11 protein-coding genes, 1 tRNA gene and 1 pseudogene are annotated in these 12,146 nt (G+C 35.3%); 1 reads left to right on the forward strand and 12 read right to left on the reverse strand.

All coding sequences use genetic code 11. The features are described 5' to 3' along the window. From BA053_RS07985 to BA053_RS02925, 3 genes and pseudogenes are all read right to left on the reverse strand, one after another. Positions 1-155, reverse strand: a pseudogene (locus tag BA053_RS07985) (exopolysaccharide biosynthesis protein); the annotation flags it as partial. A gap of 166 nt (positions 156-321) precedes the next feature. Next, positions 322-489, reverse strand: a complete 168-nt coding sequence (gene tatA, locus BA053_RS02920; RefSeq protein ID WP_006013840.1) for a twin-arginine translocase TatA — start codon at positions 487-489, stop codon at positions 322-324. A gap of 128 nt (positions 490-617) precedes the next feature. Next, positions 618-1,391 carry an ABC transporter ATP-binding protein gene (locus BA053_RS02925; RefSeq protein ID WP_010082304.1) on the reverse strand — a complete coding sequence of 258 codons (774 nt, stop codon included), beginning with the start codon at positions 1,389-1,391 and terminating at the stop codon, positions 618-620. Between the two features lie 148 nt (positions 1,392-1,539). Between BA053_RS02925 and BA053_RS02930 the strand changes: the two genes are divergently transcribed. After that, positions 1,540-1,616 (forward strand) — tRNA-Arg (locus BA053_RS02930). Positions 1,617-1,717: 101 nt separating this feature from the next. Here the strand turns inward: BA053_RS02930 and uvrC are convergent. From uvrC to BA053_RS02975, 9 genes are all read right to left on the reverse strand, one after another. Further along, on the reverse strand, positions 1,718-3,535 hold the full coding sequence (uvrC, locus tag BA053_RS02935; protein ID WP_065106739.1) for an excinuclease ABC subunit UvrC: 1,818 nt from the start codon (positions 3,533-3,535) through the stop codon (positions 1,718-1,720). Beyond that, the gene (gene glyS / locus BA053_RS02940; RefSeq protein ID WP_065095326.1) at positions 3,519-5,636 is read right to left on the reverse strand and encodes a glycine--tRNA ligase subunit beta; all 2,118 of its coding nucleotides are present in this window, start codon (positions 5,634-5,636) and stop codon (positions 3,519-3,521) included. Before glyS ends, uvrC begins: the two co-directional genes overlap by 17 nt. Before the next feature lie 3 nt (positions 5,637-5,639). Further along, positions 5,640-6,479, reverse strand: a complete 840-nt coding sequence (locus tag BA053_RS02945) for a glycine--tRNA ligase subunit alpha (RefSeq protein ID WP_082941389.1) — start codon at positions 6,477-6,479, stop codon at positions 5,640-5,642. 44 nt (positions 6,480-6,523) lie between these two features. Continuing rightward, positions 6,524-7,282, reverse strand: coding sequence for a phosphatidylglycerophosphatase (locus BA053_RS02950; protein ID WP_065094593.1), 759 nt, complete (start codon positions 7,280-7,282; stop codon positions 6,524-6,526). 136 nt (positions 7,283-7,418) lie between these two features. After that, a complete protein-coding gene (gene hemB / locus BA053_RS02955) occupies positions 7,419-8,423 on the reverse strand; it encodes a porphobilinogen synthase (RefSeq protein WP_065094594.1) in 1,005 nt (334 codons plus the stop codon). After that, entirely contained in the window at positions 8,416-9,441 is a 1,026-nt protein-coding gene (gene nuoH, locus BA053_RS02960) for an NADH-quinone oxidoreductase subunit NuoH (RefSeq protein WP_065094595.1), read from the reverse strand. The genes hemB and nuoH overlap by 8 nt, the downstream gene beginning before the upstream one ends. Continuing rightward, the gene (nuoG, locus tag BA053_RS02965; protein ID WP_065106740.1) at positions 9,425-11,473 is read right to left on the reverse strand and encodes an NADH-quinone oxidoreductase subunit NuoG; all 2,049 of its coding nucleotides are present in this window, start codon (positions 11,471-11,473) and stop codon (positions 9,425-9,427) included. The genes nuoH and nuoG overlap by 17 nt, the downstream gene beginning before the upstream one ends. 5 nt (positions 11,474-11,478) lie before the next feature. Then, positions 11,479-11,691, reverse strand: a complete 213-nt coding sequence (locus BA053_RS02970) for a hypothetical protein (RefSeq protein ID WP_017532424.1) — start codon at positions 11,689-11,691, stop codon at positions 11,479-11,481. A 66-nt stretch (positions 11,692-11,757) separates the two neighbouring features. Continuing rightward, on the reverse strand, positions 11,758-11,964 hold the full coding sequence (locus BA053_RS02975) for a hypothetical protein (RefSeq protein WP_065094596.1): 207 nt from the start codon (positions 11,962-11,964) through the stop codon (positions 11,758-11,760). Positions 11,965-12,146 lie beyond the last annotated feature (182 nt).

Below are 12,146 nucleotides of genomic sequence, written 5' to 3' on the forward strand. Positions count from 1 at the left end.
ATGATTATCAAAATACCAAAACCTCGCTCATGCAAAGCTGTTTTAATGTCAAACAAAGTTACTTTATCGCTATCATTGTTATTGGTATCTGCAACCTCTTTTAGAATATCAGAAGCTAGTTTTTTATCTTTAGTTAGTTTCTCACTTTTTTGCACAATTATCCTTTAATAAAATATTCCTCCTAAGCTAACATAGTTGTTGCTGTATTTCAATATTTGTTATTTATTTCACACCAACACTTCATCTCTTTCATTTTTTAACCTTACTAAGTTTTTAAACAGATGACATGCACCTTAGTGCATGTCACGAAGTATGAGGACGCTAACGATCCGGTTCATTAGACGATAATTTTTCTGAGTCCTTAAGCTCCTGTTTAAGGTTTTTGATGCCTTTTCCTAAATCACCCATAACTTGCGGTAATCTGCCTGCACCAAACAGAACTAAAATTATTATTAAGACTAGAAACAATTGCCATGGTCCTAAACTCATTTTCACCTCCATTTAAAATATTGACCTTTAAATATTAAAACTTGACTGAAGTCAAGTAACACATAGATTATATCACCTTTATTTAATTATAAATCAAGGTTTTTTAATTATTTTATAACAATCCCAAACTAGATTATTTTCTTGCAGCGAATAAGTGGAAACTTTTCGCTTAACTGTAGAGTAGAAGAGAGCTCACTAAAAAACTTTGCTAGCGTATCGTCTTTAGGCTTATGGTATATATCGCTAGAAACTCCTGATTGAATAATTTTACCATTTTTCATTACGTAGATAAAATCTGCAACTTTCAATGCTTCTTGCGGGTCATGAGTTACCATTAGCACAGGGATATTTTTACTTCTAAAAAGGGACAATATATGTTGTCTTATTCGGCACTTGAGCAGTATATCTAAATTAGAAAATGGTTCATCTAACAACACAACATCAGGGTTTTGTGCCATCACTCTTGCTATTGCAACTAATTGTTGCTGTCCTCCAGATAAGGCGTTAGGGTACATATTTTCATATTTTTCTATATTGAGTAACTTCAAGATTTCCAATGCAATTAGGTGCTTTTCTCTCTTGGAAGAGCTGCGGATAGCAAAGGTTATATTTTCTACTACTGTTTTATGAGGAAATAATGCAGAATGCTGAAAAACCAATCCGATATTTCTATGCTCTATAGCGACTGATGCCTTATTGCTTGCAACTAACCTATCATTTATAAAAATAGTTCCAGATTTTGGATTTTCTATCCCCGCAATTAATTTCAAAATTGTTGACTTGCCACAGCCAGAATGCCCCAATAAACATGCAACATTTCCTTTCTTTACTTTAATGTTTATATTGCTTAAAGCAAAGTCGTTTTGATTGTTATAGAAATAACCAATGTTGTTAACTAGCATTAATCTTACTTAAACCATGTTATTAAATATAATAGCATTATACTCAAGAAGTACAGAAATGTTTTTTGTCTTCATAAATTGGTTATGCAAGAAATCTAGAAAAGAGAAGGATTTTTTGCTATAACTTTACATAGATGGTAGGAAACACGGGACTATAGCTCAGCAGGATAGAGCGTTGGACTCCTAATCTGAAGGTCGTGCGTTCGAATCGCACTAGTCCCACCACATTGCTTCACAAATTTTATGGAGATTTTTTTTCACAAATACGCACACCTTTTTTTGCGGTTTTAAGATATAAATTCCCTAATAATAAAACGGGTTTTGTGTCATTCCAGTACTCCTCTCTTATAATTCACGTATTTAAGAATGACTTCTGCTAAACCTTTACTAATTCCATGTACGTTTTGAATTTCAGCCAGAGAAGCTTTGCTTATATTTTTTACTGAACCAAAATAAGACATCAACGCTTTTTTTCTTTTGTTGCCAATGCCGGGTATTTTGCTTAATTGTGAAACTATAAACTGTTTATCGCGTTTTTTTCTATGTGAAGTTATCGCAAAACGGTGGGCTTCATTACGCAGCGATTGTAAGTAAAGCATGACTTTGCTGTCATTTGCCAGACTGAATTCTTCCCTGCCCAGCATATAAAATCTTTCATTTCCTGCGTTACGATCAGGACCTTTTGCCATACAAGCAAAAGGAACGTTTATATTCAATACTTCCAGTACATTCTGTACTATGGAAACATGTCCTGGTCCACCATCAATCAGTAAAAAATCAGGTATTATGCCTTTTATATTGCCGGAGAAACGTCTGGTTAGCACTTCCCTCATCATTTTATAGTCATCGCCTGAAAATTTTTCCTTTATAGTAAATTTTCTGTACTCACTTTTTAAAAAATCCTCCTGCCCTGCAACAACCATTACACCAATTTGCTGGCTTCCAGAAATATGGCTATTATCATAAACCTCGATACGCTTTGGAATGCTTGGTAACAAGAAAACTTTGCTAAGCTCCTCAAGCTTTTCTAGGTTATTTCTATAATCGATAAGCTTCTGCTCTAAGCTACGCTGAGAGTTATTGTAAACAAATTTTAATAAATCACGCTCTTTTTTATTCTTTGCATGCAGAACTTTTACTGGCTTTTGAGCAACCTTATATAGTGCTTGTTCTATAATTTCCTTATCCACAATAGAATCTGGAACGTAAATTTGTATTGGAGGTATGTTAGCTGAATTATAAAAATTGACCAAAAAGGTGGATAAAATTTCATCATTTGAGTGATCACCACAGTTCTCGGCAAAGTAAGGAGTGCTGCCGTAGTTGTCTTTATTTCTGAACGATAACACACTAATACATGCTAGATCCTCTTCACGTACAATACTGAAGAAATCTGCATCTTTTTCAAAAGAAAAATCCGTGTGCTGTATTTGAATTTGCTCAAGAAACTTTACCCGATCTCTATATATAGCAGCAAGCTCATAGTTTTCTTCACTACTGCACTTTCTCATTGTGAAAAGTAACTGTTCTTTCACTTCCTTATTTCTTCCAAGCAATGTATTTCGTGCCTGTTTTACTGATTGGCAATAGTCGTCTTTTGTGATTTTGTTTATGCATGGTGCTGAGCAGCGCTTAATTTGATACTCAATACATGGTCTTTTTGTTGAGGAAAAGTATTGATCTGAACATACTCTTAGGAGAAAAGCTTTTTGCAATGACAATATAGTTTGCTTAACAGCAGCGGCAGATGTAAAGGGACCATAATAATGAAACTCATTCTTCTTAAATTTACCTCTATATTTTGCTATTCTTGGATAATCGTGCTTGGAAATTGTTATATAAGGATAAAATTTTCCATCCTTAAGCACAATATTATAAAGTGGTTTCAATGATTTTATTAACTGTGCTTCAAGAAGCAGTGCTTCGATTTCATTCTCAGTGATGAATATTTCAACCTTAATAACCTGTGAGAGCATAACTCTAATTCGTTCAGAAAGGTTTTCGAATTGAAGGTAGTCGGATAACCTCGACTTCAAGTTTTTTGCTTTTCCAACATATAAAACTTTATTCTTATCTCCAACCATCTTATACACGCCACAGGACTGTGGAGATGATTTGATTTGTTCTTTATATTGCCTGAGCATTTATCCATTGCTTAACCTGTATGAGGTTAAAATCTGCTACTAAATGAAAGATGGAAACTACATTTTTAAGCAAAGATAATCTGTTTCTTCTCAGCTTATCAGAATCACAGTTAATCTTTACACTGTCCATAAACTGATTGATAAACGGAGCAAAACCAGCAAGTTCATCAAGCGCTGCATTAAAGTGGTTATTTTTTATTGCTTGTTTTATGTTTTTACAAGCAGTTATAGCACAATTTGATAGTGCAATTTCTTCATTTTCAATCAAAAGCCTCTTACCGTAAGATGCACTATAAGTAGTGCCATCACTTTTCCTTACTTTGCTCATCATGTTACTGACTCTTTTGTAAGTGCTTAGAATCTGTTCACCTTCTGGCGTGCTAAGATAACGATCCAATATAACAGTTTGCTTTTCTGCTGTCAGCAGATCATTAATATCGATTTTATATAGTATTGAATCTACGACATCTTGCCTTATATCTCTATTTTTTAAAATAACCTTGAATCTTTCTAAGCAGAATCTAAATACTAGTTCTGAAATTTGTTTTCTATTTGGCTTATCAACTGACGTTGTATTTTTATTAAATAGAAGCCTTGAATATAAAGATACTGACTTGTCTATCATTAGCCCAATTGGAATATGCAAATTGTTTTCAAGTATTGTCCTAATTATACCAATTGTCATTCTCCGCAAACCAAATTGATCATACGAACCAGAGATTTTTTCACCTGCTGCAATTAAACCAACTAAGCTATCCACTTTGTCTGCAATTGACACAGCAATTGCAGAAGGAGATTTAGGACACTCCTGCTCTGGCCCGATTGGCTTATAATGCTCAGTTATAGCTTCCACTATTTCTTTATCTTCTTGAAAATAAGAAGCATAATATCCATCCATTATTCCTTGCAATTCTGGAAACTCTCTTACTATCGATGTTGCCAAATCAGCTTTTGCCAAATATGCAGCACGTTCAACTTTTATCAGCGAAGCATGTGGAATAAATATAGCTATATGCTTTGACAGAGCCGTAATACGCTTTACCTTTTCCCCCACACTGCCAAGTGAAGCATGAAATAATATCGAACCTAATTTTTTGACATAATAATCTAGATTTTCCTTTTTATCTTGAGATATTAAAAATTGGGCATCAGCAAGACGTGCTTCTAATATTCTTTCGTGTCCTTTAACAACTTCACCATTGTTGACGTTGACAACAGTGACAAAGTGTGAAATTCTCTTTCCATTACTTAAAGCAAGGTATTTTTGTTGTGTATTAACTATACTAAGTATTACTTCCTTCGGTAATCCAAATGACTTTTCTTGATTCACTTCACCAAACAGTACGATTGGCCACTCTATAAGCCCTGTCAATTCATTTAGTAAATAATCATTTTTCTCAAGTTGTAAATTCTGCTCTTTTGTGAATTTATTAATCTGATCTAGTATAAATTGCTTTCTTTTGTCCATTTGGAGAATTACACTGTTTTTTTCTAGCAATTCAAAATAGTCTTTAGGTGTTTTAACAGTAAGCGCCGTACCACTTGAGAGAAATCGATGGCCATATGTTGTGTTAGATGCTGTAATCCCTGCAAAAGATACAGGTATTATTTCATCATTTAAAATGCATAAAATGTTTTTAATTGGCCTAACCCATCTTTCTTTTCCTTCGCCCCATCTCATGCTCTTCAACCAAGAAAAGTTTTTGAGCATTTCCTCCAGTTGATTTTTGAGGAATTCTCTGATGTTAAATGAGCAGCTTTCTCTTTTAATGAAGTAAAAATCCTCATTATTTACTTTTCGAACGAGCAAATCTTCTTCATTTTTCTGATATTTTCTTAAAAAACCTTCGATAGCACTTTTTGGTGCGTTAATGTTTGGTCCCTTAACTTCGTTATTGGAATCCTTTAGCTCCAAAGCATTTATGTTGTCGACAAATAGGGTAATGCGACGTGCCGTTATAAAAACCTCCATTGATGTAAATTTTACATTATTTTTGTTAAAAACATTGGCAATACAGCTCTTAACTTGAACTGTAGCTGAATTCTGCATTCTCGGTGGTATTTCTTCTGAAAGGCACTCAAATAACAACTGCAACGACATACGCTATTTACTCATGTACAATTCACAACATTTTTTTGTCAGCTCTCTAACTCTACCAATATAAGCTGTACGTTCATTCACACCAAGCACACCTCTTGCATCAAGCAGATTAAGTAGGTGACTAGTTTTAATACATTGGTCATAAGCTGCCATTGGTAGCTCCTTTTCAATAAGGAACTTACACAATTTTTCCGTATCTTCGAATTGCTGCTGTACCACTTTAGTATCATAATAATCTAATGCTAGATAAGAAAATTCATATTCTCTTTGTTTAAAAATATTTCCGTAAGTTACACCGTTATCGTTCCAAATTATATCGTAAACATTATCTACACCTTGTATGCACATTGCTAAACGTTCCAACCCATATGCCACCTCACCAGGAATCATCTTGCAATCAATCCCTCCAACTTGCTGTATATAAGTAAGCTGTGTTACTTCCATTCCATTGCATGTAACTTCCCATCCAAGTCCTGATGCTCCAACGCTCGGATTTTCCCAATCATCTTCAACAAACTTAATATCATATTTTTCTGTAGATATGCCAAGAACTTTTAAGCTATCTAAATAGACGTCTTGTAAATTATTACCAGATGGCTTTATTATAACTTGATATTGGTGATGTTGATACAAACGATTAGGGTTACCGCCATAGCGACCATCTGCTGGCCTAATTACTGGTTGTAGATATGCAATTTTTGCCGGTTTTGTATCAATTGCAGACATAATTGTTGCGGGATGTAATGTGCCAGCACCAACTTCAGATGTGTATGAGTGAAGTATAACACATCCTTCACTAGCCCAAAAATCTTGTAACTCTTTTATTATACTTTGTAAGTTCACACAAATTGCACACTTTTTATACTAAATATATAAATAAATAAGTACTATTCAATATTTATTTTTTTTGCAGCACTATGTAAATAATCACCTAAAACTGCTGAACTTTCCCTCACATACTGAATTATGCTCTTATTTAGGACAATTGCATCATGCATAGTTAAATCGCAGAATATAAATGCTATTAAATACAGTAAAATCACCGCATAAAATGTGTGAAAAATCCCCTCAAATGTAATTGACATTGCATTATTATAGCTGAGCTGTATTGAACTTATTGGCCATGGTTTTATCACTTCTACGACATTAAAAAATACGTAAGGTATCATAAGAAAAAAGAAAAAGTGCATAAAATCATTAAACCAAAATGGGCATTGAAACATCTGCTTACATATATTCCCATAGAGTTTACTTACAGCATAATAAATTGACATTATTGCTGGCATTGAAAGTGCTACAGTCAGTACTTGCCCTGACGCTATTTGTATTACTATTTCTTCACCACTGTTTGCTGAAGGGTCCTGAGCATGAAAAATAAATATTCCAATTAATTGCATTACTAACATAACTATTGCCAATTTTGTAAAAATAGCAGCTACAACTATTCCTGAATTTGGCATTTTATATAGTAAATATTCGCCTCCATATGTAAGAATTAATATAGCATCGACAATAAATAATATTAAAAAAGAAGACCAATAGTTCTGCCAACCTGGTAAATATCCTATTCCCAAAAAAGAGCTTACTGTTTTGGCAGGAAAAACCTTGCCTAGCATCTTTCCCAAAAATTTAAAAAAAATCCCCATGCCCTAAGTAACACTTAGTTATATTATTTATAATACTGTATTGTAACGGACTTATCAATAACTTTAAACATATATTGGAAAATTTTAGGCAATATGCAGCAACAGTAGAAGAACATGCGCCAAAAATTTAGTAATTTTATAGGGCTTGTGCACTTAAATTTTTTGCAATATCAAGTGCAGCGTAAGTGAATATTGCACTTGCACCCGCACGTTTGAAACCAATCAAAGATTCATAAATTACCTTGTCATAATCTAGCCAGCCATTATTTGCAGCAGCTTTTATCATTGCGTACTCACCGCTTACTTGGTAAGCAAAAATCGGAAAATTAAACTTATCACTTGCTGTTTTGATAATATCCAAATATGGCATACCAGGTTTAATCATAATAAAATCTGCACCTTCATTTATATCTATTTCAATTTCGCACATTGCTTCGCGCGCATTTTTATAATCCATTTGGTAACCACTTTTGTCTATAGAATGTGATAGCCCACATGAACCAACGACTTGCCTAAATGGAGCATAGAAGCTAGAGCAGTATTTCACTACATAAGATAATATTAATACGTCTTGAAAGTTGTTATCATCTAATGATTTTCTGATTCTTCCTATTCTACCATCCATCATATCAGAAGGAGCAACTATATCACATCCTGCCTTCGCTAAAGCAAGTGCTTGCTTACACAGCACTGATATAGTTTCATCGTTTTCTACATCCATCTGATTATCTTTTAAAATGCCGTCATGGCCGTGAATAGTGTATGGATCCAGTGCAACGTCTGCAATAATACCAATTTCAGGTACCTTCGATTTTACAGCACAAATTGCTCTGCAGATTAAATTGTTAGGGTTATATGATTCCTCAGCATTTTTAGATTTTAATTTGTTATCAACTACAGGAAAAATTGCAACAGCATTAATTCCTAAACCCTTAGCTTCCTTAATTATGGAAACCAGCCCATCTATTGAATAACACTTTACGCCTGGTAAGCCAGAAATTGGTTCAGTTGTTCCTTCTCTGTCATGAACAAACAGAGGAAAAACTAAATCATTTACTGATAAACTATTTTCACTTGTTAAATTGCGAACCCATTTGCTCGAGCGCCTGCGTCTTAATCTTGTATTTGGAAAATTAAACATTGGATCCAGGCAAGTTCCCAGTAAAGAGCAACACCCCTGAAATGAGTATCACCCAAAGCACCGATATTGGTAGAAATACTTTCCAACCAAGGCGCATTAGTTGATCATATCGATAACGAGGTATTGTTGCTCTAATCCAAATAAATATGAGCAATAGTAGAACTATCTTCAAAACGAACCAAATTAAACCTGGAATTTTATAAAGCAAACCAAGTTCTAACGGAGGATACCATCCCCCCAGAAAGAATATTGTCATCATAGCACTTGCTAAAATCATATTTGCATATTCTCCAAGAAAAAAGAGGGCAAAAGGCATGGATGAATATTCAACGTTATATCCAGAGACAAGCTCTGCTTCAGCTTCTGGTAAATCAAATGGGTGACGATTAGTTTCTGCAAGCAAAGAAATAAAAAATATTATTCCTATAGGCATTAGTAGTAAATCAACCCAAAATGGCATATTGTGTTTCGCTACCACCATCTCTCCAAGATTTAATGTTCCAGTGGTAATAACGACTGTAGCAACTATTAAGCCTATTGAAACTTCATACGAAATCATCTGAGCAGCCGACCGTATAGCGCCAAGAAATGCATAATTAGAATTGCTTGACCAGCCTGCAATAATCACGCCGTATACTCCCAGCGACGATATAGCTAGCACATAAAGCACTCCAACATTAATATTTGCTATAACCTTAGGAATAACTACTTGCTGGCCATTTTCTACAATTACTTCAGCACCAAACGGTATAACTGCCCAGGCAATTAATGCCAAGATAAAGGTAAGCATTGGAGCCATAATGAACAGTATGGTGCTCGCTCTAAATGGTATTATCGGCTCCTTAATCAGGAGCTTAATAGCATCTGCAAATGGCTGCAATAGCCCAAAAGGTCCAACTACACTTGGGCCGTGCCTCAGTTGAATTGCAGCAAGGACCTTACGCTCAAAGTATGTCAAATATGCAACTGAAAGTAGTAGCGGTACTAAAATAAATAAAATATTAACTAGCGTGTTCATAAAAAGCTTTAGTACAATCTGCCATTATTTTTGAAGCGCGACTTATTGAATCCGTCATATAAAAATTACACTCCTTTAAAGTAAAAGGTGTATTACTTAAGCTTATTTCACCACTGCTGATTGGTACCCATGTATTTTTTATCACTTGATCAGCATTTCTAAACTGTGGACCGATAGTATCTAATTTTTTTCTTACGTCAAATAAACTATCATATGGTAAGGAAAGATCCAAATATTGCGAGAGATTTTTAATAATTAACCAATCCTCCTTTGCTTCACCTGGAGGAAATACAGCTAAATTTGTTCTTTGCACTCGACCTTCAGTGTTTACATAAGTTGCATATTTTTCTGTATATGCAGCACCAGGCAAGATAACATCTGCCACATGTGCACCCTTATCACCGTGATGACCTTGATAAATTACAAATGTATTTTCTAATTTTGATGTATCAATTTCATCTGCACCAAGAAGATAAACCACTTCTGTTTCACCACTTTCTGCATGTTCCAATATTTGATTAATATCCCTTTCGCCTTTTTTAGGAACAAACCCAATATCTAGCCCACCAACTCTTGCTGCAGCTTTATGCAGCACATTAAAGCCATTCCAGTCATCTCTGACCATGTTAAATTTTTCTGCAATTTTGCCAGCTAGAATTAGAACTGATTCAGAATCATCTCTTATCAACGCATCTTGACCGATAATCAGCATAGGGTTTTGAGCAGCTACCAGCAGCTCACAGAACTTATGATTTCCATTTGCTATTTCACTCAAAATACCAGGATTATCGCCCAATTTCTCAACATGATACAAATATTCAATGTTAGGACCAACACTTGCAACAGGAAAGTTGCCCTGTAAATATCTCTTTCTCAATCTTACGTTAATGATCGGTGCTTCTATCCTTGGATTTGTATTTATAAGCAGGCATAAATCTGCATTTTCTATACCTTCAATAGTGGTATTGAACACATACGATCCACGATTACTTGGTATAAGCTTTGCACCATCTTGCCTACAGTCTATATTCCCCGAGCCGAGCTTCTGCATCACTTCTTTGAGTAGAAGCATAGACTCACAATCTGCTAAATCACCTGCAATTGCAGCTATTTTATTTGATTTTGTATTCTTTAATTTCTTTGCAGCAACAGTTAATGCTTCATTCCAATCAACTGGGGCTAATTTACCATCTTTTTTTACATAAGGTCGATCAAGACGCTGAACTTTTAGTCCATCATAGGCAAAGCGGGTTTTATCTGATATCCATTCTTCATTTACCTCTTCGCTCAGCCTTGGTAATATTCGCATAACTTCCAGGCCACGATAATCAACTCTAATTGCGCTACCCAGAGCATCTAGCACATCTACAGTCTCACAATGTGATAGCTCCCATGGACGCGCTGTAAAGGAGTAAGGCTTTGAAGTTAAAGCCCCTACCGGGCAGAGATCTATAATATTTCCAGATAATTCAGAACTAATATGCCTTTTTATGTAAGTGCTAATCTCTACATTTTCTCCCCTTCCGATTCCTCCAAGTTCATTTGTACCTGCAACATCAGACAAAAATCTAACACACCGAGTGCAATGAATGCATCGATTCATCGCAGTCTCAATCAGTGGTCCGAAGTGTTTTTTTGGCACAGCCCTCTTATGCTCATCAAGTCTGCTGGTTCCTTTCCCATAAGCCATCGTGATATCTTGCAAATCGCATTCACCACCTTGATCGCAAATTGGGCAATCAAGCGGGTGGTTAATTAGCAAAAACTCAAGCACACCTTCACGTGCTTTTTTAACCTTAGGGGTATCAGTGTGAATAATCATCCCTTCTGCAACTGGCATTGCACAAGAGGCTACTGGTTTTGGAGGTCCACCCTCCACTTCAACCAAACACATTCTGCAGTTACCAGCAATTGCTAAACGCTCATGATAACAAAAACGTGGAATTTCAACGCCCACGACTTCACAAGCTTGAATTATAGTGAGCCCATGCTCTACTTCACATTCCTTAGAATTAATAGTAACTTTAACCACAACTATTATACAGCTTCCCACTTTATAGGATTGCCGCTTATCTCATCTTCAACCAGATTGCCGTTGTCATATTGAGCAGACATATAATTCATGCGCGAGTCACGATCTATATATCTAACAGGTTTTACCGGTTTATCTTTATACATTTTTTGCTCAGCTTTCTTACGCTGAGTAGGGTTATTTTTACTAGCTGTCTTTGCTTTCCCACCTGCTGCCATATAAACTCCTAAAAACTTTTCATTCTATTTTAACACTTAAGTATACAGCGTCAATATTTAATAACTTTAAAATTTCAATAGATCTCTTATTATAATCATTTTACAATCATTGTTTAAATAAAAAGTTACCCCTTGATGCCATTCCAGCGCATGACGCACAGCTGTACGAACATTGCAATTTGCAGGCAATTTGCGTGGCAGATTCAAGTAGCTGACACTGGTTTCCATCCAAGACAGCAGTAGCCCTTTTGGTGTCATTTCAGTGCTTGACACTGAAATCCAGGTTTTGATTGGATACTGAGTTGGTAAGCATAAAAGTATAGCTAACGCGAGCTCTACGTCATACCGCGATTTATTCGCGGTATCTCAAAGCATAGATCCCGCTAACAAGCAGCGGGATGACGATTGTCGTTTAGCTATAAATATTTAAGAAATTTACCAAATAAAAAAAAGGC

The sequence above is a fragment of the Wolbachia endosymbiont of Nomada ferruginata genome (genome assembly GCF_001675785.1).
GTDB lineage: Bacteria > Pseudomonadota > Alphaproteobacteria > Rickettsiales > Anaplasmataceae > Wolbachia > Wolbachia pipientis.

What these genes read in the sequence shown, in the direction of transcription:
- BA053_RS02950 (WP_065094593.1), bottom strand. Translation starts at nt 7,282, where the DNA reads ATGGGGATTTTTTTTAAATTTTTGGGAAAGATGCTAGGCAAGGTTTTT.
- hemB (WP_065094594.1), bottom strand. Translation starts at nt 8,423, where the DNA reads ATGTTTAATTTTCCAAATACAAGATTAAGACGCAGGCGCTCGAGCAAA.
- BA053_RS02925 (WP_010082304.1), bottom strand. Translation starts at nt 1,391, where the DNA reads ATGCTAGTTAACAACATTGGTTATTTCTATAACAATCAAAACGACTTT.
- glyS (WP_065095326.1), bottom strand. Translation starts at nt 5,636, where the DNA reads ATGTCGTTGCAGTTGTTATTTGAGTGCCTTTCAGAAGAAATACCACCG.
- BA053_RS02970 (WP_017532424.1), bottom strand. Translation starts at nt 11,691, where the DNA reads ATGGCAGCAGGTGGGAAAGCAAAGACAGCTAGTAAAAATAACCCTACT.
- nuoH (WP_065094595.1), bottom strand. Translation starts at nt 9,441, where the DNA reads ATGAACACGCTAGTTAATATTTTATTTATTTTAGTACCGCTACTACTT.
- uvrC (WP_065106739.1), bottom strand. Translation starts at nt 3,535, where the DNA reads ATGCTCAGGCAATATAAAGAACAAATCAAATCATCTCCACAGTCCTGT.
- tatA (WP_006013840.1), bottom strand. Translation starts at nt 489, where the DNA reads ATGAGTTTAGGACCATGGCAATTGTTTCTAGTCTTAATAATAATTTTA.